This window comes from Arthrobacter sp. S39 (assembly GCF_004320525.1).
GTDB lineage: Bacteria > Actinomycetota > Actinomycetes > Actinomycetales > Micrococcaceae > Arthrobacter.
Window position 1 is genome coordinate 1 of sequence record NZ_SIHX01000020.1, and the last position, 25,827, is coordinate 25,827.

General features: G+C 65.8%; 24 protein-coding genes and 1 pseudogene. 15 read left to right on the forward strand and 10 right to left on the reverse strand.

The annotated features are described in order from the left end of the window. Positions 1 to 250: 250 nt before the first annotated feature. Positions 251 to 1,369, reverse strand: a complete 1,119-nt coding sequence (gene ald, locus EYS21_RS22025; protein WP_131135382.1) for an alanine dehydrogenase — start codon at positions 1,367 to 1,369, stop codon at positions 251 to 253. Positions 1,370 to 1,494: 125 nt separating this feature from the next. Between ald and EYS21_RS22030 the strand changes: the two are divergent. Beyond that, a pseudogene (locus EYS21_RS22030) lies at positions 1,495 to 2,824 on the forward strand (helix-turn-helix domain-containing protein). 26 nt (positions 2,825 to 2,850) lie between these two features. On the opposite strand, the gene EYS21_RS22035 reads toward EYS21_RS22030, so the two are convergent. Together EYS21_RS22035 and EYS21_RS22040 are read right to left on the reverse strand one after the other, a co-directional pair. Next, positions 2,851 to 3,204, reverse strand: a complete 354-nt coding sequence (locus tag EYS21_RS22035; RefSeq protein ID WP_207307859.1) for a hypothetical protein — start codon at positions 3,202 to 3,204, stop codon at positions 2,851 to 2,853. 74 nt (positions 3,205 to 3,278) lie between these two features. Further along, positions 3,279 to 3,698, reverse strand: coding sequence for a helix-turn-helix domain-containing protein (locus EYS21_RS22040; RefSeq protein ID WP_131135384.1), 420 nt, complete (start codon positions 3,696 to 3,698; stop codon positions 3,279 to 3,281). Positions 3,699 to 3,749: 51 nt separating this feature from the next. Here EYS21_RS22040 and EYS21_RS22045 point away from each other — a divergent pair, with 51 nt between their 5' ends. Next, positions 3,750 to 4,538, forward strand: coding sequence for an alpha/beta fold hydrolase (locus tag EYS21_RS22045; protein ID WP_131135385.1), 789 nt, complete (start codon positions 3,750 to 3,752; stop codon positions 4,536 to 4,538). A 48-nt stretch (positions 4,539 to 4,586) separates the two neighbouring features. On the opposite strand, the gene EYS21_RS22050 is transcribed toward EYS21_RS22045, so the two are convergent. After that, positions 4,587 to 4,865: an HPr family phosphocarrier protein gene (locus EYS21_RS22050; RefSeq protein WP_131135386.1), complete on the reverse strand. Its 279-nt coding sequence runs from the start codon at positions 4,863 to 4,865 to the stop codon at positions 4,587 to 4,589. Between the two features lie 37 nt (positions 4,866 to 4,902). Beyond that, the gene (gene ptsP / locus EYS21_RS22055) at positions 4,903 to 6,588 is read right to left on the reverse strand and encodes a phosphoenolpyruvate--protein phosphotransferase (protein WP_131135387.1); all 1,686 of its coding nucleotides are present in this window, start codon (positions 6,586 to 6,588) and stop codon (positions 4,903 to 4,905) included. Between the two features lie 159 nt (positions 6,589 to 6,747). Between ptsP and EYS21_RS22060 the strand changes: the two genes are divergently transcribed. The 3 genes from EYS21_RS22060 (at position 6,748) to EYS21_RS22070 (ending at position 10,765) form a co-directional block, all read left to right on the forward strand. Then, on the forward strand, positions 6,748 to 7,470 hold the full coding sequence (locus tag EYS21_RS22060; RefSeq protein ID WP_131135388.1) for a TetR/AcrR family transcriptional regulator: 723 nt from the start codon (positions 6,748 to 6,750) through the stop codon (positions 7,468 to 7,470). Between the two features lie 101 nt (positions 7,471 to 7,571). Beyond that, on the forward strand, positions 7,572 to 9,602 hold the full coding sequence (locus tag EYS21_RS22065) for a PTS mannitol transporter subunit IICBA (RefSeq protein ID WP_131135389.1): 2,031 nt from the start codon (positions 7,572 to 7,574) through the stop codon (positions 9,600 to 9,602). Next, the gene (locus EYS21_RS22070; RefSeq protein ID WP_131135390.1) at positions 9,602 to 10,765 is read left to right on the forward strand and encodes a mannitol-1-phosphate 5-dehydrogenase; all 1,164 of its coding nucleotides are present in this window, start codon (positions 9,602 to 9,604) and stop codon (positions 10,763 to 10,765) included. The genes EYS21_RS22065 and EYS21_RS22070 overlap by 1 nt, the downstream gene beginning before the upstream one ends. A gap of 168 nt (positions 10,766 to 10,933) precedes the next feature. Here EYS21_RS22070 and EYS21_RS22075 read toward each other — a convergent pair whose 3' ends face one another. Beyond that, positions 10,934 to 12,403 carry an amino acid permease gene (locus EYS21_RS22075; protein ID WP_131135391.1) on the reverse strand — a complete coding sequence of 490 codons (1,470 nt, stop codon included), beginning with the start codon at positions 12,401 to 12,403 and terminating at the stop codon, positions 10,934 to 10,936. A 103-nt stretch (positions 12,404 to 12,506) separates the two neighbouring features. Between EYS21_RS22075 and EYS21_RS22080 the strand changes: the two genes are divergently transcribed. From EYS21_RS22080 to EYS21_RS22090, 3 genes are read left to right on the forward strand one after another with little or no spacing between them, the layout of a single operon-like run. Further along, complete coding sequence (locus tag EYS21_RS22080) at positions 12,507 to 13,028, forward strand: GNAT family N-acetyltransferase (protein ID WP_242633565.1); 522 nt, start codon at positions 12,507 to 12,509, stop codon at positions 13,026 to 13,028. A gap of 41 nt (positions 13,029 to 13,069) precedes the next feature. Then, on the forward strand, positions 13,070 to 13,516 hold the full coding sequence (locus EYS21_RS22085) for a MarR family transcriptional regulator (protein WP_131135392.1): 447 nt from the start codon (positions 13,070 to 13,072) through the stop codon (positions 13,514 to 13,516). 27 nt (positions 13,517 to 13,543) lie between these two features. Continuing rightward, positions 13,544 to 14,767 carry an MFS transporter gene (locus EYS21_RS22090; protein ID WP_131135393.1) on the forward strand — a complete coding sequence of 408 codons (1,224 nt, stop codon included), beginning with the start codon at positions 13,544 to 13,546 and terminating at the stop codon, positions 14,765 to 14,767. A gap of 127 nt (positions 14,768 to 14,894) precedes the next feature. Here the strand turns inward: EYS21_RS22090 and EYS21_RS22095 are convergent, their stop codons facing one another. The 3 genes from EYS21_RS22095 to rraA form a co-directional block, all read right to left on the reverse strand. After that, positions 14,895 to 16,331 carry a sugar porter family MFS transporter gene (locus EYS21_RS22095; RefSeq protein WP_131135394.1) on the reverse strand — a complete coding sequence of 479 codons (1,437 nt, stop codon included), beginning with the start codon at positions 16,329 to 16,331 and terminating at the stop codon, positions 14,895 to 14,897. Between the two features lie 203 nt (positions 16,332 to 16,534). Continuing rightward, on the reverse strand, positions 16,535 to 18,184 hold the full coding sequence (locus tag EYS21_RS22100) for an MDR family MFS transporter (RefSeq protein WP_131135395.1): 1,650 nt from the start codon (positions 18,182 to 18,184) through the stop codon (positions 16,535 to 16,537). A 116-nt stretch (positions 18,185 to 18,300) separates the two neighbouring features. Then, positions 18,301 to 18,798: a ribonuclease E activity regulator RraA gene (gene rraA / locus EYS21_RS22105; RefSeq protein ID WP_131135396.1), complete on the reverse strand. Its 498-nt coding sequence runs from the start codon at positions 18,796 to 18,798 to the stop codon at positions 18,301 to 18,303. A gap of 118 nt (positions 18,799 to 18,916) precedes the next feature. Here rraA and EYS21_RS22110 point away from each other — a divergent pair, with 118 nt between their 5' ends. The 7 genes from EYS21_RS22110 (at position 18,917) to EYS21_RS22140 (ending at position 25,144) form a co-directional block, all read left to right on the forward strand. Next, positions 18,917 to 20,203: an MFS transporter gene (locus EYS21_RS22110; RefSeq protein ID WP_131135397.1), complete on the forward strand. Its 1,287-nt coding sequence runs from the start codon at positions 18,917 to 18,919 to the stop codon at positions 20,201 to 20,203. 101 nt (positions 20,204 to 20,304) lie between these two features. After that, a complete protein-coding gene (locus EYS21_RS22115) occupies positions 20,305 to 20,910 on the forward strand; it encodes a TetR/AcrR family transcriptional regulator (RefSeq protein ID WP_131135398.1) in 606 nt (201 codons plus the stop codon). Positions 20,911 to 21,200: 290 nt separating this feature from the next. Next, positions 21,201 to 22,400, forward strand: a complete 1,200-nt coding sequence (locus tag EYS21_RS22120; protein WP_131135399.1) for a malic enzyme-like NAD(P)-binding protein — start codon at positions 21,201 to 21,203, stop codon at positions 22,398 to 22,400. Positions 22,401 to 22,808: 408 nt separating this feature from the next. Further along, positions 22,809 to 23,144 (forward strand): hypothetical protein, encoded by a 336-nt coding sequence (locus EYS21_RS22125; protein ID WP_131135400.1) that lies wholly within the window; start codon positions 22,809 to 22,811, stop codon positions 23,142 to 23,144. A gap of 63 nt (positions 23,145 to 23,207) precedes the next feature. Further along, positions 23,208 to 23,711, forward strand: a complete 504-nt coding sequence (locus EYS21_RS22130) for a DUF456 domain-containing protein (RefSeq protein WP_131135401.1) — start codon at positions 23,208 to 23,210, stop codon at positions 23,709 to 23,711. A gap of 52 nt (positions 23,712 to 23,763) precedes the next feature. Then, positions 23,764 to 24,729 (forward strand): hypothetical protein, encoded by a 966-nt coding sequence (locus EYS21_RS22135; RefSeq protein ID WP_131135402.1) that lies wholly within the window; start codon positions 23,764 to 23,766, stop codon positions 24,727 to 24,729. A gap of 55 nt (positions 24,730 to 24,784) precedes the next feature. Continuing rightward, complete coding sequence (locus EYS21_RS22140; RefSeq protein WP_131135403.1) at positions 24,785 to 25,144, forward strand: nuclear transport factor 2 family protein; 360 nt, start codon at positions 24,785 to 24,787, stop codon at positions 25,142 to 25,144. Between the two features lie 30 nt (positions 25,145 to 25,174). On the opposite strand, the gene EYS21_RS22145 is transcribed toward EYS21_RS22140, so the two are convergent. Further along, positions 25,175 to 25,813 carry a LysE family translocator gene (locus EYS21_RS22145; RefSeq protein ID WP_131135404.1) on the reverse strand — a complete coding sequence of 213 codons (639 nt, stop codon included), beginning with the start codon at positions 25,811 to 25,813 and terminating at the stop codon, positions 25,175 to 25,177. Positions 25,814 to 25,827 lie beyond the last annotated feature (14 nt).

Here is a 25,827-nt window from a genome sequence, read left to right on the forward strand (position 1 = left end):
CGGAAAAGAACTGCGCCTTCTGCTCCGGCGTATATTTCCTCCGGCCGACAGCTTCTTTCGTTAAAAACGACACGGTCGTTGCAACTCCCAAAAATTCTGGGTGTTGCAACGACCGCTAGAACCCGCCCTGGCTTCTGAAAGGGCTTAAGCACGAACGCTGGACGACAGACATCCGGCAGCGTGCGTCAGAGCGACGGAGGAGCAGCACGCCGAGGATGTGTGTCGTCCAGCGCAGCGGACGGATCAAGCCTTACGCGGAGACCAGTTCGTGCCAGTCCGCTACGAGCGGCAGGTTGTGTGCCTCGGATACGGAGTGGTGCGCCACGTGGCCGGCTGCGATGTTGAGGCCGGCTGCGAGGGCGGGGTCCCGGTCGAAGGCTGCCTTGACGCCAAGGTTGGCCAAGGAGACGGCGTACCTCAGGGTGACGTTGGTCAGGGCGTAGGTGGACGTGTTGGGGACGGCGCCCGGCATGTTGGCGACGCAGTAGAAGATCGTGTTGTGGACCTTGTACGTGGGTTCCTGGTGCGTGGTGGGGTGGGTGTCTTCGAAGCAGCCGCCCTGGTCCACGGCGATGTCCACCAGCACGGAGCCGGGCTTCATGCGGGCCACGAGTTCGTTGCTGACCAGCTTGGGTGCCTTGGCGCCCGGAATCAGGACGGAACCGATGACCAGGTCGGCATCCACCACGGACTTTTCGATCTCGTACTTGTTGGAGGCCACGGTCTTCAGGCGGCCCTGGTACTGGGCGTCCAGCTCGCGGAGCCGGTTGATGTTGATGTCCAGGATGGTGACGTCAGCACCGAGGCCCAGTGCCATGGCTGCAGCGTTGGTGCCTGCCACGCCGGCGCCCAGGACCACGACCTTCGCGGGACGGACGCCCGGAACGCCGCCGAGCAGCACACCTTTGCCGCCCGCAGGGGCCATGAGGGAGGTGGCGCCCACCTGGACGGAGAGGCGGCCGGCGACCTCGGACATCGGGGCCAGCAACGGAAGGGTGCGGCCTTCCTGGACGGTTTCGTAGGCGATGGCCGTGACGCCGGAGTTGATCAGTTCCCGGGTCAGTTCGGGCTCGGCTGCAAGATGGAGGTAGGTGAAGAGGATCAGGCCCTTGCGGAAGCGGTGGTATTCCGCCTTGATGGGTTCCTTGACCTTCATGACCATGTCGGCGCGTGCCCAGACGTCGTCGGCGTCGGCGACGATCTCGGCACCGGCGATCGCGTATTCCTCATCCGTGATGCCGGAGCCCAGGCCCGCGCCGCGCTCCACCAGGACCGCGTGGCCGTGGGTGCGGAATTCGTTGACGCCTGCCGCGGTGATGGCCACGCGGAATTCGTTGTTTTTGATCTCTTTGGGGACACCGATGATCATTCTGGGCTCCATTTTCACGGGCCCGAAAGGCCCTTGTATTGCGGGGGAAGTTGTGATTCCAGAATAAATCCGGTTGTGAGGCAGGCGACATAAATCCGGGAAGCCGCCGCCACCCCTAGCCCGCCATTCCGCGGATTTCAGGAAAGCCTTCTCGACATTTGTCCAGCGTGCAAGCGTCAGGTGTCGCCTCGTGTCCGTTCGCGGTATCGCCCGCCACAGCAGTACTGTTGGCCCATGCAGCAGCAGGATGTGGAACAGCTTGTGGAGGGGGTGGCGCAGAAGCTTGGGCGGGGACTTTCGCTGGAGGACCTGGACGGCCTGCTGCTCGCCTACAGCTCCAACCAGTCCCACGCTGACCGGGTCCGGGTCAACTTCCTGTTGAGCAAACGCGTCCCCGTGGACGTCAGCGCCTGGCAGCTGTCACACGGCATCGCCACGGCGGTCCGCCCCGTCGTCATCCCCGCCAACCCGGAGCTTGGCATGCTGGGCCGCGTCTGTGTCCCGCTGATGGTGCGCGGCTTCCGGGTGGGTTATCTGTGGGTCCAGCAGGACTCGGCAGAGGAAAACCCGACGGCGATCCTCACCCAGTTGCCGGAGGTGAACCACGAGATCGAGCTGCTCTCCGGGCTCCTGCTGGACTCCAACACTGCTGAATCGGAGTTCCGCCGCGGCCGTGAGCGGGAATTCCTGGCGGCCTGTTCCGGCGAGGCCAACGCCGCGGCGGCCATTGCGGGATGGAAGGAGATCCAGGGCAAAGGGCCGTGGCAGATGGTCACGGTCCTGGACGCCGACGGCTGGGCCGGAGGGCCGGACCCCATCGCGTCCACGCTGATCCACCGGTCGGCAGCCCTGCAGGCCACGATCGGGGTGGACGTGGCCCTGTTCAGTGCGGGCACCGAAACGCATTCGGTGGTGTTGTTCAAGGAGTCCACCGGTCGGGCCAACCACGCCCAGGTGCTGGTCCACTATCAGCTGGAACTGGCCAAACGCTCCGGCCGCCCGGTGCACCGCATCATCCTGGGAATCAGCGAGGGCTTCGCCAGGACCCGTGATTTCGCCGAGGCGTACCGGCAATCCAAGCAGGCAGCCCAGGCCGCAGCGGTGGATCCGCAGTTGGGTGAGCTGGTGGACTGCCGGGCCACCGGGGTTTACCAGCTGCTGGCTTCGGCCGGCGGCGGTGCGGGCGCCTGGGCGGATTCCGGGTCGGTCTACTTCCGGATCCTGGAGGACCATGACCGGAACGGTGAACTCATTCCTGTCCTGGAGCTGCTGTATGACAACGACGGGGCCGTGCAGGACGTGGCCACCAAACTTCATCTGCACCGCAGCAGCATCTACAACCGGCTGGGCCGCATCCGCGCCCTGCTCGGGGTGGACCCGCTCAAGGGTATGCCCCGGCTTGAGCTGCATGCCGCCCTGAAAATGCGCCGTTGGGCGGCACGGCCCAGGATTTAGGGACCCAGGACTGAGGGGCCCCGGAACTAAGCGGCGTTTCCCTCATGCTTGGACGGCTCCCCGGGTGCCAGGGACTGGTCCTGGGCGCCGCGTGGTGGAATGTCCTGGCGGGTGGCCGGAGCTGCTTCGTGGCCGGGTTCCAGGGAGGTGGCCTGGTCAAGGGAGGCTGCCTGCTGCAGGGTCAGGGTTTCGGACAGGTTCGACGCTTCGCGGCGGCGCTTGGCGATGGCACTGTCGGCCCACATGGCAACGGCCACGAACACCACGCAGCTGGACATCACCACGGCGGTGTTATTCAGCCGCATGGCTGATCCCAGCATGGCGGCAACCAGCATGGCGGCAATGCCCGCCACCACGTGCAACCCTCTGAATTTCGCCACAATTCAAGCCTAACCCCGGTCGCTTGCCTGTTTTAAGGCCTGGCCGAGATCGTTGCTTGATCCTTATCACTCCGTCATTCAGCGGCGGCGGAACCGTCATTTTCGCTTGCCCGCTGCTTCGCCTGCTCCGTCTTCCGTTGCTGGTCCAGCCAGGCCGTGATCGCCGCCCGCCTGATCCTGCGGTGCGTGCCGCGGTACTCCACCGGTATTTCGCCGCGGTCGGTCATGTTGCGCAGGAAGGTGTGGGAGATTCCGGCAAGCTCCGCCGCCTGGGAAGTAGTGAGCACTTCCTCCACGCTGCTGACGGCCACTGCCTCGCCGCGGCTGAAGCGGCCGAGCAGATCAACGACGGCGTCCCGCGCCTGCGGAGGCAGCCGGTGGACGGTGCCGTCCACAAAAACAGTGATGTCATGGCTGCCCTCCAGCGCGCGCTGCAGTTTCTCTGCATCCTCAACCGGCAGGCCGGCGGTCATCCGGGGAGCTATCAGTGCCATGGGCAACAGCCTAACCCTGTCCTGCCGAAGCAGCGGCGGTAAGCTCGCCTGATGAAACTTGGTGATGGCCGGGACGTGACGTCGGGCGGCCTGACCGGGCGGGTCTATGCCTCGGCGCCGCCGCGCGACAGCAGGAGCGGCAGCCGCCGCACATACGTGCTGCTGCACGGCATCGGCGTCTCGCACCGCTATTTCGCACGGCTGCACCGCGAGCTGGCCTCGGAGGCGGACGTCTACACTTTCGACCTGCCCGGCTTCGGTGACGCCCCGCGGCCAGGCCGCCAGGTGGCCGTGGGGGAGTACGCGGCATTTGTGAAAAGCGTGCTGGCCGACGCCGGAGTCCGGTCCTGCGTGGTGATCGGGCACTCCATGGGCACCCAGTACGCGGTGGAGCTTGCCCTCCAGGAGCCTGGGCTGGTGGCCGGCCTGGTCCTGATGGGTCCGGTGGTGGACAGCACCAGGAAGTCCGTGCCGCTCCAGGCGCTGGCGCTGACCCGTGATGCCATGTTCAGCGAATCGCTGTCCTCGAACGCCATCGTCTTCAGGGATTATTTCCGGGCCGGTCCGCGCTGGTACCTGACCCAGCTGCCCGTCATGATGGGATATCCCCTCGACTCCCGGATCCAGGGCGTCAGCCAGCCCGTGCTGGTGATGCGCGGAAGCAGTGACCCGGTGGGACGCCGCCCGTGGTGCGAACGCCTCGCCGCGCTGGCGCAGCAAGGCAGCTTCGCGGAGGTCCCCGGGGCGGGCCACGTCCTGCAGCACACGGCAACGCAGGCCACCGCCGCAGCGATCAGCGGCTGGGTCCGCGCCGCAGACGGCTTCGGTGTGTCCGCCTGACTGCACTTCGCCTGACAGGAATCCGCCCGACGGTACTTCGTCCGGCCCCTATTCGGCGTCGAGGTCCGTTTCCAGGAGCTTGACCAGGGAATCGAGCGCGGCGTCGGCCCCGTCCCCTTCGGCGCGCAAAACCACCACGTCGCCCTTGGCCGCGCCCAGCGTCATCAGCGAGAGGATGCTGGAGGCATCCAGTGCCTCATCCGCGGGTTCGCCCTGCATGGCGATGGTGACTTCCACTCCCACGTCGCCCGCAGCCTCGGCGAAAAGAGCGGCCGGCCGGGCGTGCAGGCCGGAGCGGCTGGCGATGGTGGCGATGCGTTCGGGCATTGTTCCTCCTGGTAGGTGTTGGCGCGGGGGAGCCGCGTCAGAGTCCGAGTTCTTCGAGTACCGGCAGTTTTTCGCGGACCCAGGCGCGTGCTTCGGTTGCACTGGGTGCGGACAGCGCCAGCTTGGCCAGCTGTTGCGCCTCGGCGAGGGTCACTGTCTTCAGGACCGCTGCCACGGCGGCCAGGGACCGCGCGGTCATGGACAGCGTGGTCACGCCCAGCCCGGTAAGTACGACGGCGAGGGCCGGGTCGGCGGCGGCCTCGCCGCAGACGCCCACAGGTTTGTTGTGGCCTTCCGCGCGGGAGCCTTCCACTGTGAGCCCCACCAGGCGCAGCACGGCGGGCTGCCACGGCGTGTTCAGGTTGGCCAGCGGACCGAGCTGGCGGTCGGCGGCCATGGCGTACTGGGTGAGATCGTTGGTGCCCAGGCTCGCGAAGCCCACCTCGCGCAGGATGGCCTCGGCGGTGAGCGCGGCGGACGGGACCTCCACCATCACCCCGGGCGTCTTGATGCCGGCGTCGGCGCACATGGAAGCGAAGCGGGCGGCTTCTTCAGCCGTCGAAATCATCGGAGCCATGACCCACACGTCTGCTTCGGACTGCTGCTCGGCCAGGGCGATGGCCTCCAGCTGGCGGTCCAGGACGCCGGGCGTGGTGAAGTCCGTGCGGTAGCCGCGGACACCCAGGGCCGGGTTGGGCTCGGTGGAGTCCGTCAGGAACGGGAGCGGCTTATCGGCGCCGGCGTCGAGCGTACGCAGCACCACCTTCTTTCCCGGGAACGCATCAAAAACGCTCTTGTAGGCCGCGGCCTGCTCCTCCACGGAGGGCTCGGAGTCCCGCTCCAGGAAGCAGAATTCGGTCCGGAAGAGGCCCACGCCCTGGGCGCCCAGTTTCGCGGCCGCCTCGGCATCCTTGCCGCCGCCGACGTTGGCGAGCAGCGGCACCAGGTGGCCGTCCGCCGTCGTGCCCGTGCCACTGAACTCGGCCAGCAGGGAAGCCGTGGCCGCCCAGGCATCCGCTGCGGCGCGCAGCGAGTCATCGGGTTCGGCGGTGATGTTGCCCGCGGCGCCGTCAACGTACACTTCCGTGCCGTCCGCGAGGTCGTCGACTCCCACGGCAGCCACGACGGCCGGCAGGCCCAGCGAACGCGCGATGATGGCCGTATGGGACTGCGGCCCGCCGCCCGCGGTCACGAGTGCCAGGACCTTGTTGGGGTCCAGGGTTGCGGTGTCGGCCGGGGCCAGGTCCTCGGCCACCAGCACAAACGGCGTGCTGGAGGTGGGGATGCCGGGCGCGGGGACGCCGCGAAGTGCGGCCACAATCCGGGCGCGGACATCCAGGACGTCGGTGGCTCGTTCGGCCATGTAGCCGCCGAGGTTATGGAGCATTTCCGAGACGGAGGAACCGGATTCCCAGATGGCGCGCTCGGTTGAGAGGCCGCGGGCCACGAGCTTGGCGGCGCCCTTGATCAGCATGGTGTCCTTGGCCATCAGCGCCGTGGCTTCCAGGACGGCCTTGCCGTCTCCGGTGGCGTGCGCTGCCCGGGCCTTGAGTTCGTCGTGGACGGCCTGCGAGGCCGCCTTAAGGGCCGCCGTGGCGTCCTCCGCAGAGGTCCCCGCACTCAGCTGTTCGCCTGCCGGGGGTTCGCTGATCGGTTTAGGCATCTGCCGGACGGTGCCGATGATGCGGCCGGGGCTGACGCCAACTCCTGGGAAGTTCTGCACTGAAGGTCCTCATTCTCTGCCGATAGCCAGGCCCGCCAAGGTTCCCGGCGCCATGCCGGGGGCGCCGTGACTGCTACGTCAGGTGGCGCGAAACGTGCCTGAAAAAATTGTATGTGATTCAGTTCATATAGCAATGCTATAGGTGATAGGGTAGCGGTTATGAGTTTGGATGGCCAGCTTCCCCCCAAAATGCGACTGTTGCGTGCGGCGGCCGAATTGCTGGCAAACTCTGCGGGCTCACCGGTCTCCACCCGCCAGATCACGCAGCTGGCAGGCGTCACCGCGCCCACGCTGTACCACCACTTCGGCGACAAGGAAGGTCTTTTCGACGCCGTTGTCGCCGCGGGATTTGAAGAATATGTCGCGGGCGAAAGGGATTTCGCCCCGTCCGGGCACCCGCTGGAGGATATCCGGCGGATGTGGGACAACCACGTCCAGTTCGGGCTGAACCAGCCGGAACTGTACCTGGTGATGTTCGGCAATATCCGTCCTGAAAGCCGCCCCGCCATCGTTGCCGATGCCGAGGCCCTGATGGAGGAGATGCTGAACAAGGCAGCAGTGGCAGGCCAGCTGAACGTCCAGCCGCGGGAAGCAGCCAGGTCCATCCTGGCCGCCAACGTGGGGGTGACCCTCATGCTGATTGCGGAGCCTGCCGCCGAACGGAACCTTGAATTGTCCACCATGACGCGGGACGCCATGATTTTTGCGGTGTCCGCGGACCAGGCTGCCGGCGGCAGTCCTGATGACTCCGGGAAGTCCTCGGTGGTGGTGGCAGCGATTGCCCTGAATGCCGCACTTCAGGCGTCGCACTCAGACCAGCTCTCAAGCTCGGAACTCAAACTCTTCCTCGAATGGCTTCACCGGATCTCCACCAGCAGCTAGCAGGTCCCAAGCCACACTGCACCACCTTTTGCACAGGCAGTACCGTCGTCGAAATATCGGACCATCCTGCGGAGCAGCAGGAATCACGGTTAGGAAATCACATGGCAACGCAGACAGTTGCAAAACCCCGCACCAGCGTGCGGGTTGGCGTCCAGAAGTTCGGGACGTTCCTGTCCGGGATGATCATGCCCAACATCGGGGCGTTCATCGCCTGGGGCCTCATCACGGCCCTCTTCATCGAGAAGGGCTGGATCCCCGTCCCGGCATTGGGCGGCTTCGGCGCCAACGCCGAAGGTGTGCCCTATGTTGGCCTCGTCGGCCCCATGATCACCTACCTCCTGCCCCTCCTGATCGCCTACACCGGCGGCCGGATGGTCTACGACGTCCGCGGCGGCGTGGTGGGCGCCATCGGCACCATGGGCGTGATCGTCGGCGCCGGCATCCCGATGTTCATCGGTGCCATGATCATGGGCCCCCTCGGCGGCTGGACCATGAAGAAGATCGATTCGCTCTGGGACGGCAAGATCCGCCCCGGCTTCGAGATGCTGGTAAACAACTTCTCCGCCGGCATCTGGGGCGGTTTGCTGGCCATGCTGGGCTTCTACGGGATCTCCCCGCTGGTCACGGCCTTCAGCACTGCCGCCGGCAACGTGGTCCAGTTCCTGGTCAGCAACGGCCTGCTGCCGCTGACCAGCATCTTCATTGAGCCCGCCAAGGTGCTGTTCCTGAACAACGCCATCAACCACGGTGTCCTCACCCCGCTGGGCATCCAGCAGTCCCTTGAGCAGGGCAAGTCCATCCTGTTCCTGCTGGAGGCCAACCCCGGCCCCGGCCTGGGCATTCTGCTCGCGTACATGTTCTTCGGCCGCGGTGCCGCAAAGGCGTCAGCCCCGGGCGCGGCGATCATCCACTTCCTGGGCGGCATCCACGAAATCTACTTCCCGTACGTCCTGATGCGCCCGCTGCTGATCCTGGCGGCGATTGCAGGCGGCATGACGGGCATCGCCACCCTGGCCATCACCAACTCCGGCCTCGTGGCGCCGTCCGCTCCCGGGTCCATCATCGCGGTGCTGGCCCAGACCGCCCGCGACAGCTATTTCGGCGTGATCCTCGCGGTCCTGCTCGCCACAGCAGCTTCCTTTGTCGTCGCGTCGGTGATCCTGAAGACCACCCGCCACAGCGATGAGGGCGACCTCAGCGCCGCCACGTCGAAGATGGAGGACATGAAGGGCAAAAAGAGTTCAGTCTCCTCAGCCCTGACGGGTGCCGGTGCGGGTGGCGGAGTTGCCGTGATGGCCGGACCGGTCAGGAACATCGTGTTCGCCTGCGACGCCGGCATGGGCTCCAGCGCCATGGGAGCCTCGGTGCTGCGGAACAAGATCAAGGCCGCCGGCTTCCCGGACGTCAAGGTCACCAACGCCGCCATCGCCAACCTGACCGACACCTACGACGTGGTGATCACGCACCAGGACCTGACGGAACGGGCCAAACCTGCAACGTCCAGCGCGGTGCACTACTCCGTGGACAACTTCATGAGCAGCCCGCGATACGACGAGATTGTTGACCTGGTCAAGAAGAGCAACGCTCCGGAAGCGTCCGACGCCGGTGCTGACGCCGGCCATGGTGCCCACGCCGCCGAGACTCCGGCGGACACCGCCCAAGGCGACGGTGCGCCCGCGGCACCCGCCGCCGTCGCGCCGTCCGACATCCTGGTGGCCGACAGCGTCATCCTCAACGGCACCGCCACCACCCGCGATGACGCGATCGACGAAGCCGGCCGGCTCCTGCTGGCCCGCGGCGCCGTGGACGAGGGCTACATCACGGCAATGCACGAGCGTGAGGAGTCCGTGTCCACGTACATGGGCAGCTACCTGGCCATCCCGCACGGCACCAACGCAGCCAAGGACCACATCATGAAGTCCGCCGTCTCCGTGATCCGCTACCCCGAGGGCATCGACTGGAACGGCAAGCAGGTCAAGTTCGTGGTGGGCGTGGCTGGCATCAACAACGAACACCTCCACATCCTGTCCTCGATCGCGAAGGTCTTCACCAACAAGGCCCAGGTGGCCCAGCTGGAGGCCGCAACGTCCGTAGATGAAGTCCTGGAGCTGTTCGGAAAGGTCAACGCATAGTGAAGGCAGTACATTTCGGAGCCGGAAACATCGGCCGCGGCTTTGTGGGGCTGCTGCTGCACCAGGCCGGGTATGAGGTGGTGTTCGCGGACGTTGCCGAGGACCTCATTGGCCAGCTGGCAGCAGCTGACAGCTACAACGTCCACGAGGTGGGGGAAAACCCCACCGTGCGGACCGTTGACAATTTCCGCGCGCTGAACTCGGGCACGCAGGATGCGGAACTCGTCCGGGAGATCGCGACGGCGGACATCGTCACCACCGCAGTGGGCCCGCACATCCTGAAATTCGTGGCGCCCGCCATCACCAGGGGCATCGCGTCGCGGGAAGCCGGGCTGGCGCCCCTGCAGGTCATGGCCTGCGAGAACGCCATTAACGCCACGGACATCCTGCGCGCCGAGGTCGCCGGGCTTTGGGACAACGCCGCCGGGTCCCTCGACTCCGCGGCGGTGTTCGCGAACACCGCCGTGGACCGGATCGTGCCCAACCAGGAACCCGGACAGGGCCTGGATGTCACGGTGGAGACGTTCTACGAATGGGTCATCGACCGGACGGCGTTCGGCGGCGCGGCACCGGTGATCCCGGGGGCCACGTTCGTGGACGAGCTCTCGCCCTACATCGAACGGAAGCTGTTCACGGTCAACACGGGCCACGCCTCCGCGGCGTACCTGGGTTTTGAGGCCGGGCTGGAGAAGATCTCCGACGCCATGGCCGACCAGGACGTGGCGGAGGACGTCCGCGCAGTCCTGGAGGAAACCAAGCAGCTCCTGGTGGCCAAGCACGGCTTCAGCAACGACGAGCAGGAGGCCTACGTCCACAAGATCCTGGTCCGGTTCTCCAACCCGCACCTGCCGGACACCGTGAACCGGGTGGGGCGCGCACCGCTGCGCAAGCTCAGCCGGCACGAACGGTTCATCGGCCCGGCAGCCGAACTGGCCGAGCGCGGGATAGTGCCCGAAGCGCTGCTGGGCGCGATCGCCGCGGCCCTGCGCTTCACCGACCCCGGCGACGCCGAGGCCACCGAGCTCGCGCAGATCCTGGCATCGTCCTCACCGGCCGACGCCACGGTTCGGATCACGGGGCTCGCTCCGGACCATCCGCTGTTCGACGCCGTCTCCACCCTGGTGGAGGAGCGGCAGGCGGAAGCCGCAAAAACCCCCGCCTAGACGCTCTCACACTTCCCGCGGGTTTTGGGCAACCCTCTCGCAGATCATGCGGGTTTTTCCGGAACCCTCCTGCAATCACGACGCCGGCACTCGCCCGAGTGCCGGCGTCGTGCGTTGCGCTCTACCGCCTCAAAAGCGGCGGAGGCGGAACCATTGGCGTCAGCTGGATCAGGCGGACGCGGAGACCGAGGAGGTTTCGGCGTCGGCCATTGCCTTCCACTCAGCCACCCGTGCCTGGTGCAGCGGCGACTTCCGGACCACGGCGTACGCAACTCCCAGCACGGCGAACCAGACGGGCGTCACCAGCAGCGCCGTCAGCGTGTCCGGCTGCGTGGTGAGTGCCCAGACGAGGAAGGCGAAGAAGGCGAAAACCACCCACACCATCGGAATGCCACCCGGCATCTTAAACGTGGCGTCCTTGTGCAGCTGGGGCCGGCGCTTCCGGAACACCAGGTAGCTGGCCAGGATGATGGACCATACGAACATAAAGCAGACGGCGGACACGGTGGTGACCATGTCGAAGGCTACGCCCACGTCCTTGCCCGCGTAGAGCAGGGCCACGCCGGCGAGCAGCAGCACGCAGGACAGGAAAAGGGCGTTCTGCGGGACCTTGCGGCTGGATAGGCGGCCGAAGAGCTTGGGGGCGTCGCCGTCGTTGGCCAGGCCGAAGACCATGCGTGAGGTGGAGTAGATGCCTGAGTTGGCGGACGACATCGCGGACGTCAGCACCACCAGGTTGACCACCATCGCGGCCATGCCGAGGCCCGCCAGCGAGAACATGCCGATAAACGGGCTGTGGCCGGCCTGGAACTCGGTCCACGGGGTGACGGACATGAGGATGATCAGGGCGCCAACGTAGAAGAGCATCACGCGCAGGGGAATGGCGTTGATGGCCCGGGGCAGGTTGTGCTCCGGGTCCTTGGTTTCGGCGGCGGCGGTGCCCACCAGTTCGATGCCCACAAACGCGAACACGGCGATCTGGAAGCCGGCCACGAAGCCCATGAATTCCTTGGGGAAGAATCCGCCGTGGCTCCAGAGGTTGCTGAAGCTGGCCGTGCCGGCGTCCGAGGTGAAACCGGTGAAGATCATGACCAGGCCCACCACGATCAGCGCCACGATGGCCACGATCTTGATAAGTGCGAACCAGAACTCTGTCTCACCAAACGCCTTCACGGTGGGCAGGTTCAGCAGCAGCAGGATCACGATGGTGGCGATGCCGGGGATCCAGAGCTGGATGCCGGGCCACAGCTCGTTGGCGTAGCCGGCGATCGCGATCACATCGGCTACGCCCGTCACCACCCAGCAGAACCAGTAGGTCCAGCCGGTGAAGAAGCCGGCCCACGGACCCAGCAGGTCGCCGGCGAAGTCGCTGAAGGACTTGTAGTTGAGGTTGGACAGCAGCAGCTGCCCCATGGCCCGCATCACAAAAAACAGCATGAAGCCGATGATCATGTACACAAAGATCACGGACGGCCCGGCCACCGAAATGGTCTTGCCGGAGCCCATAAACAGGCCGGTGCCGATCGCACCGCCGATGGCCAGAAGCTGGATGTGCCGGTTGCTCAGCGAACGTGAAAGGTGGGGCTCGCTGTCCCGGCTGGAGGCAGTTCTCTGCCCCGTGGTGGTCTGCTCAGACATGTGCAAAATCCTTCGAGTGGTCCGCCGGGTTGGGTGATGGCGGTTACAAAATCAGCTTTTCCACCGTACACGCACGCCCGCAGGGCTGTGGAATGCTGGTGGGGTGACCCGGAACCCAGGTGCCCTGCCCCCTTTGCTGACTTCCGACGTCGACGGCGGGACCTTCCGCCTCCGGCACGCCTCACCCGCGGACCTCCCCGCCATTGTGGGCCTGCTTGCCGATGATTCGATGGGCGCCGGCCGCGAGCGTTCCGAGGACATGGCACCTTACGAGCGGGCGTTCGCAGCGATCGACGCCGATCCTTCCCACCTGCTGGTGGTCGGAGAGTTGGTGCCGGCCGGGGCAGTGGACGGTCCCGTGGTTGCCACGTTTCAGCTGAGCTTCCTGCCCGGCATCTCGCGGCAGGGGTCGTGGCGCTCGCAGATCGAGGGGGTGCGGGTGGCGGGCAGCCTTCGCGGGCAGGGCATCGGCAACGTGATGGTGCAGTGGGCCATTGGCGAGTCCCGGCGCCGCGGCTGTTCAATGATGCAGCTGACAACCCACAAATCCCGGAAGGCGGCCCACCGGTTCTACGAGCGGCTGGGGTTTGCTGCCAGCCATGAGGGCATGAAACTGACGCTCTGATCCTTGACCATTAGGGAACCTAACTGTTAGGCTGCCTAACGATGACTACGAATGAACGTGACGATTCGCTCCAGGCCCTTGCCAGCGATTTCCGCGAGGCCCTCCGCCACAGCGTGTACCTTGTCCGGAGGCTCGACTCCGACGGCGAACTCAGCGCAGCCCAGCTCAGCACCCTGAAGATGCTGCTGGACGACGGTGTGCGCGTGGGGGAGATCGCGCGGAACCTGGGCGTCAGGGTGCCCAGCGCCACCGAGCAGATCATCAAACTCGAAAAGGCAGGCCTCGCCCGGCGCGAACCCGACCCCAACGACTCAAGGGCCGTCCGCGTGGTGCTCACCGCCGACGGCCGGGCCGCCGTCGCTGCCGCCAACAAGAGCCGCAACGCCGTGATGGCGGGCATTCTCAGCTCCCTCAGCGACGCTGACCGCTCGGCCCTGGCGGCCGCCCTGCCCGTCATCGACAAGATCAACGCCACCCTCCAGAACTGATCCAGCACTTCACTTAGGAGCATCTCCATGAATGGCCAGCTCGCAGAGACACTGCCGGCAGAAGCAACGCTCGAGGCTGAAAAGGCCTCGCTGCTCAAGCAACCCAAGGCCGTGTGGGCCACGGCCCTGGCGGCGGTGTTCGCCTTTATGGGCATCGGGCTGGTGGATCCCATCCTGCCCGCGATCGCCGTCAACCTGGAGGCAACCCCCAGCGAGGTTTCGCTGCTTTTCACCAGCTACTTCCTGGTGACGGCGGTGGCCATGCTGATCACAGGATTCGTGTCCTCGCGCATCGGCGGCAAGAAGACCCTCCTGATTGGCCTGGCCGTCATTGTCGTCTTCGCCTCGCTCTCGGGACTGTCGGGAAGCGTTGACCAGCTCGTGGGGTTCCGCGCCGGCTGGGGCCTGGGCAATGCCCTGTTTGTGGCCACAGCATTGGCGGTCATCGTGGGGGTGGCCAGCGGCGGCGCCGGCACGGCCATCATCCTCTACGAGGCCGCCCTCGGCCTGGGTATCTCCCTCGGCCCGCTCCTGGGCGCCCTGCTGGGCGGCTGGCAGTGGCGGGCACCGTTCTTCGGAACTGCCTTGCTCATGGCCGCGGCCTTTGTGGCCCTGGTGGTGCTGCTTCCCAAGACTGCGCTCCCCGCAGGCAAGGTCCGGCTGCGGGATCCGCTGCTGGCACTGGGCCACAAGGGGCTGCGCACCACGGCGGCCAGCGGGCTGTTCTACAACTACGGCTTTTTCACCATCCTGGCCTTCACGCCGTTCATTCTCGGCATGGACGCGTACGGGATCGGAGGAGTGTTCTTCGGCTGGGGCGTTGCCGTGGCGGTCTTCTCCGTGTTTGTGGCGCCCTTGCTGCAGAACCGCTTCGGGGCCGTCCGTGTCCTGGCCGGAACCCTCCTGGTCCTGATGCTGGACCTGATCGGGCTGGGACTGGCCGCGGGGCACTCGGTGCCCGCCGTCGTCGTTCTTGTCATTGCGTCCGGTGCGCTGCTGGGCATCAACAACACGATCTACACCGAACTCGCCATGGGTGTTTCTGATTCGCCGCGGCCCGTGGCCTCCGCCGGCTACAACTTTGTTCGCTGGATGGGTGGGGCGCTGGCCCCGTTTGCCGCCGCGCAGCTGGGTGAGCATTTCGGTCCGCAGGTCCCCTTCTTTGCCGGGGCACTGGCGATGGCGGCTGCCATCGTCATTGCGCTGGTTGGCCGGAAGTACCTGACTGCGCACGAGCCGCACCTGGTGTAGCCGGGCGCGGTGCCGCCGGGAACAGCAAACCCTCCTTCACCTCGTCGGGTGAAAGAGGGTTTGCTGTTTTCTGCAGAAAGTGAGAGAGGGTCCGGTAAAACCTGCAGAAAGTGAGAGAGCGTCCGGGTCAGGCGGCAGAGCCCTTGCGGACGAACAGCGTCTCGGCCTGCTCCAGGGACATGCCGTTGGTCTCGGGCACCTTGAACATCACAAAGAAGAACGACGCCGCTGCGAACAATGCGTACATGGCGTAGGTCAGCGGCAGCGAAGCGGCTGCCATCACGGGGAAGCTGAGCGTGATGGCGAAGTTGGCTACCCACTGCGCTGCTGCGGCCAGGCCCAGGGCGCGGGCCCGGATCCGGGACGGGAAGATCTCGCCGAGCAGCACCCAGACCAGCGGGCCCCAGGACGCGCCGAAGCTGACCACAAAGATGTTGGCTGCAACCAGGGCAACCGGACCCCAGGCGCCCGGCAGGGAGATCTCGGAGCCGGAGCCAACCGCCGAGGCGAACGCCACGGCCATGGTGCCCAGCGAAACCGCCATGCCGATGGAGCCGGCCAGCAGGATGGGGCGGCGGCCGATCCGGTCCACCAGGGCGATGGCCACGAGGGTCACCAGGATGTTGGTGACGGAGGTGGCCACGGAGATCGTGAGCGAGTCCTTCTCCTGGAACCCGACAGCCTTCCACAGGGTGGTGGAGTAGTAGAAGATCACGTTGATGCCCACGAACTGCTGCAGGACGGAGAGGATGATGCCGATCCAGACCACTGCCTGCAGTCCGAAGGTCTTGCCGCGGAGCGAGCCTTTCTGGCCGGCCAGTTTGTCCTCTTCGATCGCGTCCTGGATCTCGCGGATGTGCCGGTCGGTGTCCTCGGACGGGGCGATGGAGTCAAACACCTGGCGGGCTTCGTCTTCCTTGCCCTGGACCACCAGGAACCGCGGTGATTCCGGCAGGGTGTAGGCGATCCAGCCATAGACCACGGCCGGGACAGCGGCGGCGAGGAACATCCAGCGCCAGGCCTCGACGCCCAGCCAGAAGGCCTGGTCCGCCCCGCCGGCGCTGGTGGCGAACAGGGCGTCGGACAGGAGTGCGGCGAAGATACCGGTGGTGATGGCCAGCTGCTGCAGCGAGGCCAGCCGGCCGCGGACCTGGCGCGGCGAAATCTCGGAAATATAGGCCGGCGCGATCACCGATGCCAGGCCGATGCCGAGGCCGCCCACCAGGCGCCAAAAAATCAGGTCCCAGACGCCGAACGCGAAGCCGGTGCCGATGGCGCTGACCAGGAACAGCAGTGCGCCGAGTTTCATGGCAGGGATGCGGCCGTAGCGGTCAGCGACCTTGCCGGCGAGGAAGGCACCCGCGGCGCAGCCCAGCAGGGCGATGGCCACGGCGAAACCGGTGACGGCCTCGGAGAGTGCGAATTCGTCCTTGATGGCGTCGACTGCGCCGTTCACCACGGAGGAGTCAAAGCCGAACAGGAAGCCACCCACCGCGCCTGCCAGTGCCAGCCAGATCACCCGCTGGGGTATTTTGGCGGTTGTCTGCTCCTTGGCGGTGGACATGGTGCTCCCTGGGTTTGGGGTTGGGTGGATGCGGTGCGGACATCGTCGGCTGCGGTACCGGCAGACGGCCGGCGCACACGCGCTAAACAGTGTGGCACGTCACCGCCCGTGGTTCCACTTAGGGACTCTTGCCCCCTGAAAACAGAAAGACGACGACGGCGGATGCGCCGCCGTCGTCGTCCTCCGTTTCAGAGCTGGGGACCTTAGTGGGCCGCTACCGGCTCCTTGGCAACCTTCGGGTCGGTCAGCTTCTTGTTCGGCAGCGCGAAGCTGATGAGGAAGGCGATGCCGGTGAGTACTGCGGCTGTGAGCATCACGGTGTCGATCGCGTACGCGAAGCCCTCCGTGATGGGCCGGGTGAGCACGCTGTTGGCGGAGTGGAGCCAGCTGGTGTCGTTAAGCGAATCGTTCGACGCGCCGTTCTGGAAGAACTCGTAGAGCTTGGCGTTGGCCGGGTCCGCTGCGACCGCAGGGTCCTTGAGAACAGCCTGGTAGTCGGCGCTTCCCATCGCGGACTTCATACCGTCCGCGATCCGGCCCGCGGCCACGCTGAACAGCATTGAGATGAACACGGCCGTGCCCACGGCGCCGCCCATGGAACGGAAGAAAGCTGCGGAGGACGTGCCCACGCCCATGTCCTTCGGCGGCACGGACACCTGCATGGCCAGGGTGAGCGGCTGCATGCAGAAACCCAGCCCCATGCCGAAGAATACGGCGATCACACCGGGAACCCAGAGGCCCGTGTCCACGCCCAGGGACAGGCCCATGACCAGCGCGGCGGCTGTCAGGATGGCGGTGCCCATGATGGGGAAGATCCGGTACGTGCCCGACGACGAGATGGTGCGGCCGGCGGTGATCGAACCGGTCAGGATGCCCAGGGTGAAGGTGATCATCATCAGGCCCGCTTCGGTGGGCGTGAGGCCCTTCACCAGCTGCAGGTACATCGGGAGCATGGCGATGGCTCCGAACATGCCGATGCCGATGATGAAGTTCAGCAGCGAGGACAGGCCGAAGGTCGCGTTCCGGAAGAGCCGCAGCGGGATCAGGGCGTAGTCGCCGGCCCGCTTTTCGGCCAGCAGGAACCAGACGATGCCCGCAACGCCCAGCCCGTAGCAGAGGAAGGAATTCATGGACGCCCAGCCCCAGCTGCGGCCCTGCTCCGCCACCAGCAGCAGCGGGACGATGGCCAGGGTGATGGCGGCGGCGCCGAAGTAGTCGATTTTCTGCTTCACATGCTTGGCCGGCAGGTGCAGGAAAAGGAACACCACTGTCAGGGCGGCAAGACCGATGGGCAGGTTGATGAAGAACACCCAGCGCCAGCCGTCAAAGCCCAGGATGTTGGCCGAGCCGGCGAACGCGCCGCCCACCACGGGGCCGAGCACGGAGGAGATGCCGAACACCGACATGAAGTAGCCCTGGTACTTGGCCCGCTCCTTCAAGGAGACGATGTCGCCGATGATGGTCAGCGCGAGGGCCAGCAGTCCACCGGCACCCAGGCCCTGGACACCGCGGGCGATGGCCAGTTCCGTCATGGAGTGGACCGAGCCGGCATACAGCGAGCCGGCCAGGAAGATCACGATGGCGATCAGGTACAGCGGGCGGCGGCCGAAGATGTCGCTCAGCTTGCCGTACAGCGGGGTGCTGACCGTGGAGGTGATGAGGTACGCGGTGGTGGCCCACGCCTGGAGGGAGAGGCCGTCCAGGTCGTTGGCGATGGTGTAGATGGACGTGGACACGATGGTCTGGTCCAGGGATGCCAGGAACATGCCCAGCATGAGTCCCACCATCACGGTGACGATCTGACGCTGCGTCAGGGTTTCGCCGGCGGCGCGCACGGCGGTTGTTTTGGACATGACTGCTCCAGGGAAGAAAGGGGATCAAGCTTGATAGTTGCTTTCGGTAACTATGTTACGTCCCGTTTCATTCCCTGGGCCATAGATTTCTTTTGCAGTGATGTGCCGGGAGGGTGTTATTGCTCCACGAGGATGCCGTCCGGATCGCACCAGATCGTGGCCCCGGTCCGGATGGCCACGCCGTCAATCACCACGTCCACATCAACCTCGCCCACGCCGTCCTTCGCGCTCTTGCGCGGGTTGCTGCCCAATGCCTTGACACCAAGGTCCAGCTGGGAGATTGCCTCCCGGTCCCGGATGGCCCCATTAATCACGACGCCGGCCCAGCCGTTCGCCACGGCGCTTTCGGCGATCATGTCCCCCATCAGCGCCGTGGACAGCGAACCCCCGCCGTCCACCACCAGCACGTGGCCGTGCCCGGGGGTTGCCAGGGTCGACTTCACCAGGGCGTTGTCCTGGAAGCAGCGGATGGTCCGCACCTGCCCGCTGAAGTGTGAGCGGCCGCCGAGCGACTGGAACTGGAGCGAAATCGAGGCTAGTTCCTCTCCGCGCTCGTCGTAGAGATCGGCCGTGTTGATGGCCTGGCTGGACGGGTTTCCTGCAGCTGTTGTCATGCGTTCTCCTCGGGGTTTCCGGCGTATCGGCAGGCAGTTTGCCGTATGACAAGCGGGGCGATGATGCCCACGATAGTCTGATTTTCTGAATCGCCAACCGTTCCAGGGGGAACCAGCCATGAGCCTGTCCAACACACCCGCACCGCCGGATCCCGGCGCTGCAGCGGACGGCACGACGGCGGCGCTCGCCGAGCCGACAACAAAGGTCACCGCCCGCTGGGTCACCGGGTTGGTGCTGGTCAACGTTGGTATCAACGCCGCCTTTTTCGGGCCCATCAACGTCTTTATCGGCCAGCAGGCCATCGGCATTGACGAGGCCAACAAGGAAGCCATCCTGTCCCTCGTGACCGGCTGCGGCGCCGCCGTGTCCCTGGTGGCCAACCCCTTGTTTGGCGCCCTCTCCGACCGCACCACCTCACGCTTCGGCCGCCGGTCACCGTGGGTCCTGGCCGGGGCAATCCTGGCAACGGCTGCGCTTCTGGCGCTGTCGGGCGCCACGACGATAGCCCTGATGGTGCTGTTCTGGTGCCTGGTGCAGCTGGGGGCAAACGCCGCCTACGCCGCCATCACGGCTGCTGTCCCGGACCGTGTCCCTGTCCTGCAGCGTGGCGGCGTGGGCGGTCTGGCTGCCATGGGCCAGACGGTGGGAATCCTGATCGGTGCTGTGTTTGGCGCCGTGGTCAGCGGCAACTACATGGTGGGGTACGCCCTGTGCGCCGCGGCGCTCATAGTCGCGGTCCTGCCGTATCTGTTCCACCGCAATGATCCCCGGCTGCCGACGTCGGAAAAGGTTCCGTTCCGGCTGGGCGAATTTGTCCGGAGTTTCTGGATCAGCCCCGTGAGCCACCCGGACTTCGCGTGGGCCTGGCTCACCCGATTCCTGGTCAATGTCTGCAACCAGATGACCATCGTGTACCTGCTCTTTTTCCTCCGGGACGTCCTCAAGCACGACGACCCGGCGCTGGGGGTCCTGACCCTGACCGGCATCTACGCGGTGATGGTGATGATCACTGCGGTGCTGGCAGGGCCGTGGAGCGACCGGCTGGGCCGGCGGAAGCCGTTTGTGATCGGCTCCTCCGCCATCATTGCCGCGGCGGGCCTGACCATGGCCTTCTTCCCGGTCTGGACGGGCGCGCTCGTGGGCGCCGGGATCCTGGGCGTGGGGTTCGGCGCCTACCTTGCCGTTGACTTTGCGCTGCTGACCCAGGTCCTTCCGGAGGCCGCCGACAGGGGCAAGGACATGGGCATCATCAACGTTGCGAACTCCCTTCCGCAGGTGTTCGCCCCGGTGCTCGCCTTCCTTGCCGTGACGTACTTCGGCGGGTACCTCACGCTGTTCGTCACGGCCGCCGTGATCGGTCTTCTCGGCGCCGTCTTCGTCGTCAAAATCAAAGGAGTTGACTAAATACGCCACGAAAGCGTGACGTATAGTTGAAGCGGACTGCAGGCGGCACGGGATGGGGACGCCCTGCTGATGCACCATCGGAACACAACCCCGGAATCCTGATGACCGATACCATTTCAGACCATCCGCCCATGGCCGCAAGGCCCTCTGCCCCGCGCCAGAAACTGCGTTACGCCAGGATCCTGGAAGCCGCCGGCGGGTTCGCCCGGAAAGGGCTGGACTCGGTGGAGTTGTCCGAGGTCGCAGCCAAAGCAGATGTGCCGCTGGGCACGCTCTACCGGTATTTCCCGTCCCCCACCCATCTGATGCTCGCCTTGTACCGCCAGCAGCTGGATGAACTGCAAGGAGGGGCCCGCAGCGCGTCGGCCCGATTCCGTGGCCGTGCCGTGTCCGGTGTGGTGATGGAGATCTTCCACATGCGCGTGATGCAGCCGGCGGTGGAGCAGTGCCTCGCACGCGGCGTGTACCTCAAGGACCGGGACACCACAGTGCTGTTGCGGGAGATTGACGCGCTGAGCCAGGAAGCTGTGGCTGGCGCCAGTAACGACACCGCGGCCCGGGTCCTGCTGCTGACGGTCACTGGTCTGGTCCAGTCCGTCCGGAACCGGCGTTTGTCCCTCTTCGAAGCCGAAGAAGACCTGAAGAAGGCGTGCTCACTGGTGGTTCCTGCCTCCTCCGGGTCGCATTCAGTGCACAAATCCGCGTAACCGGTCTAGACCAATGCGGGCTTAAATCAGCCTTATTGGCGTGATCCGGGTCACAACTAAAGCTGAAGAATCGTTTTGTCATGTCTTCGACAGGGTCCCACGGCAATTTCGACCGGCTGAGCCTGTTTACCATTGCAGAACCGGAGTGGCTGGCAACCCGCACCTGCAAGGGCTTCACCCCGGGCCCGCCACCCTTGGGCCCGCGAAGCGCCGAATCCACCACCTTGAGCCTCCATGTGCTTGAGCCTTTCTGCGCCGTGCGCCCACGGCTAGCCCCAGGAGACAACGACGTGTCCATTGACGCAATCGCAACCACCGACAATTCCGCAGCAACGGCCCTGACCGAAGCGGAGATCTTCGACGCCCACCAGGGCGGCAAGCTCTCGATCACCAGCACCGTCCCCCTGTCCAACAAGCGCGACCTTTCGATCGCCTACACGCCCGGTGTGGCTGAGGTCAGCCGCGCCATCCACGCCAATCCGGAACTGGCCAAGACCCTCACCTGGGCCCAGCGCCTGGTGGTTGTGGTCAGCGACGGCACCGCGGTGCTGGGCCTGGGCAACATCGGCGCCAGCGCTTCCCTTCCGGTCATGGAGGGCAAGTCCGCGCTGTTCAAGACGTTCGGCGACCTCGATTCCATCCCGCTGGTCCTGAACACCACCAACGTGGACGAGATCGTCGAGACGCTCGTCCGGCTGCGCCCCAGCTTCGGCGCCGTCAACCTCGAGGACATCTCCGCACCCCGCTGCTTCGAACTCGAAGAAAAGCTCATCGAGGCGCTGGACTGCCCGGTCATGCACGATGACCAGCACGGCACCGCCGTGGTGGCCCTCGCCGCGCTGACCAACGCCGCCAAGGTAACCGGCCGGGAACTGGAAAGCCTCCGCGTAGTGGTCTCCGGCGCAGGAGCCGCCGGCATCGCCGTCGCCGAAATCTTCCTCGCCGCCGGCATCCAGGACGTGGTCCTGCTCGACTCCAAGGGCGTCATCAACCGCGACCGTGCGGACATCGCCGCCGATCCGGCCAGCAAGAAGGCCCAGCTCGCGCAGCGCACCAACCCGCGCGGCATCAACGGCGGCCCCGGCGACGCACTGCTGGGCGCCGACGTCTTTGTGGGCGTCTCCTCCTCCAAGCTCGACGAAGAGCACCTGAAGCTGATGAACGCCGATTCCATCGTGTTCGCGCTCTCCAACCCGGACCCCGAAGTGCTGCCCGAGGTTGCCGCCAAGTACGCCGCAGTGGTGGCCACCGGCCGCAGCGACTTCCCCAACCAGATCAACAACGTGCTCGCGTTCCCCGGAATCTTCCGCGGCGCGCTGGACGCCGGCGCCCGCCGGATCACGCCCGCCATGAAGATCGCCGCCGCGCGCGCCATCGCGGAACTGGCCGAAGATGACCTGTCGGCGGACTACATCGTGCCCAGCCCGCTGGACCCGCGCGTGGCCCCCGCAGTGACCGCAGCTGTCGCCGCGGCAGTGGAAGCGGAGTAACCTCCGCAGCCAGAACCTGCAATAACGCCCGACGGCGGTGCCTCCCATACGCGGGAGGCACCGCCGTGTCGCGTTAAGTTAAGTGCAAAACAAGTAATCGAATGCCGTTGACTCGAAGCGGCACAAGTATTCGAGTACTCATAAGTCGAGTACCGATTACTCGGGTGTGCGGGGTGTGCTTTTGTCTAGCCTTGGACCAGCAAACAGGCTTTCGCCCACCGCTTTTGGGGGTGCGGTTTGTTGCTGCTGGGCGGTGGACGAAATGGAGTAGAAATTCACAACCCATGATCCGGATCCTTCGGATCGCGACTGTGAACAGCCCGTAGCCCGGCTTAACCGGATCCTGACTATAGCGCTGGGGCAAGGTACGGGGCCGTTCTCATGGATAACGCGAGAAGGAGAATGGACATGAAGAAAGTACTAGCTGCGGGCGCCGTCGCTCTTATGGCATTGCTCGGCGGGTCGCTGCCCGCCACGGCTGCCCCACCCGTCGGGCAGATCTGTCCCGATGGCGATTCCGGCAAGATCGACGTCAGCGGCGACGTCACCAGTATCGTGCTTGACGCCCCGGACGGCATGGTGATCACTGCCGTGTGCGTCAAGGCAGGCTCTGCCAACCAGGGCCTCGGTGCCGAGATCACGTATTACTCTCCCGGTGTGGACTCGGTGACCCTCACCCACACCTCAGGCAAGGGCATTTCGCACTACTCCGTCTGGTACGGCGACGGCGGCTACGAAAGCTAGCTAGCAACAGGAGGGGCACACGCCGGCGGCGTGTGCCCCTTTTGCCGCCCTAAACTGAGGGGCATGAACTCCGAAACCGTGGTGACCATCCTGTGCGGCCTGGCGATCCTGGTGGGCGTGGCCGGCACCATCATCCCGGTCCTTCCCGGCAGCATCCTGATCGGGCTTAGCCTCCTGGCGTGGGCCATCTGGGGCGGGGCGGGAACCGCGGGCTGGGTGGTATTCGGAATTGGCCTGGTCTTTGTGCTGGCAGGAATGGCGGCGAGTGCCGTGCTGACCGGCCGCAAGCTCAAGGAACACCGCATCCCTAGCCGGAGCGTGGTGATCGGCCTGGTGGCCGGCGTGGCCGGCATGTTCATCATTCCCGTGGTGGGCCTGTTTGTGGGCTTCGCCGCCGGTCTGCTGCTCAGCGAACTGCTGCGCACGCGGAACTTCGGCACGGCAACGTCCACCAGCTGGGCCGCGCTGAAGGCCACCGGGCTGGGCATGCTGGTGGAGTTCGGGCTGGCCTGCCTGGCGGCGAGCACGTGGGTGATCGGGCTCTGGGTTTCCGTGGCCACCTCCTGACGGTTGCCGCCTGGTTTCCCGGCCGGCCACAGCTCCCGGCTAGCATGGAGAAATGACCGCGGGGGATGCTTTAACACCGATCTACCGGGATAACCGGGACCTGACGCCGTTCGGACCCGTGCAGTTGCGTACGGCGGTCCGTGAACTGGCTGACGGCGTCGGCGGGATCCTGCAGAGCGTCCTGGGCGTCCGGAACCAGGCGTTCCTTTCTGTTGACGGCAACATTCCCAGGCTCAAAATGTTGTCCGGAAAGACGGTGAAGGCCGTCCACGAAGCCATCTTCGGGGCCAGGCAACCGGAGCGGCTTATCGCGCTGGCCCGCACCTATCCCACGTGGGCCGGAGTCTGCTACCTGATGGCCGGGCTGCTGGCCTATAAGCACGGCGGCTACCTGCGCGCCTCCGAGCTCCTGCAGCGCGGGCTGTCCATCAGGAACGGCGACGACGCCAACCAGTACGCCACCGTTTATCTTGCCCGGGTGGTCACCCGGGTCGAAGTCGCCGAACGCGTCGAGGTCCCCGTGCTGTTCAGCGAGGAGGCAGTATTCCTGGCACTCGCGCACTGCCTGCGGGAAACGGGCCAGCTGGAAGCCGCGCTGCAGACCGCTGCCCAGCTGCCGCCGTCGCTGCCTGCTGCCCTGGCACGCTGTTCCGCGGCGTTTGCCTTGGGCCGGGACAAACAGGTGGTGATCTGGACGGAGGGACTGCTCAACTCCGATGACCTGTCCGCCGCGCTGTTGCTGATACGTGCCCGCTCGCTTCGGCGGCTGGGTGCCCGGGCCAAGTCCGAGGAGACCCTGGGGGAAGTCCTTCGCCGTCGGAAGACCGACATGATGCTGCGCAACGACGCCATGACCGACCGTGCCTTCCTGCTGCTGGACAACGGCATGAAATCCCTCAATCCGCGGGACTGGCTGCGCGGCAGGCCGGCTGAGCTCGAAACCTTCGAAGTCATCCGCAAGGATGTGGAGGAGCGCCGGCTGTGGGAACAGGAGTGGGAGAAACTCGACGGCGAATAAGCTTTTCCGCGGCGGCGCCCTTGTGGGGCGATCCGCGCGGGAGTACAACGGAGAAATGAGCGACGCAGTCCGGTCCTGGATGGAAAAGTACATCAGCGCATGGACAAGCAACGGGCCCGACGACATCCGGGCGCTGTTCACCGAGGACGCCGTCTACGCCACCCGCCCGCACGACAGGGATCCGTGGACCGGGCGCGACCAGATCGTGGAACGCTGGCTGGCTGCCCGCGATGAGCCTGACGAGTGGACATTCGAGTGGACGCTCGTGGCAACCGACGGCGACCTGGCCTTTGTGCAGGGGTACACGCACTACCTGGGGGACAGGCCCAGCTATGACAACCTGTGGATCATCCGGCTGGCTCCCGACGGGCGGGCCTCGGAGTTCACTGAATGGTTCATGGAGCGCCGCCCGTAGCGTTCCGGGGCCGCGCCGGATGCGGTTTCCTCAGACGAACAGCGGGATCAGCTGTTCAGACAGGAGCGCCACGCCCAGCGCCACCATGATCACACCGCTGGCGAGCGTCACCTTCCGTGCTGCACCCGGGCGGGACTGCAGGAGTTTGCGGGCAAGGAGCGCCACGCAGGTGTAGACAATGCCGGCGAGCAGCACAAACGTCAGGCCCAGCAGCCCTGACTGCACGGGTACGGGTAGCGAAGCTTCGGGGCTGACGAACTGAGGCACCAGGGCCACGTAGAACAGAAGGCCCTTGGGGTTGATGCCGCTGGTGCCCATTCCCTGCAGGAATGTCCGGAGCTGGTTGGCGGCGGGCGTTCCGACGGCGTCTGCCGCACTGAAGGAGGCGCCGCGCCACGAGCGGAGCGTGCTGATGCCGAGCCACAGGAGGTAGCCGGCGCCCGCCACCGTGATCCAGCCGAGCACACCGGGCATGCCAGCCAGCAGGGCCGCCAGTCCGGCCACCATCAGGACGGTGTGCAGGACGTAACCGCCGCAGAGTCCGGCTACTGCCGGCACAAAGCTGCGTTGCCGCAGGCCCGCGGTGATGGAGTATGCCCAGTCCACGCCGGGTGTGCAGGCGAGGGCGACAGCCACCACGATAAAGGCGAAAAACAGCTGGGCGTTCACGGGCTACTCCTGTC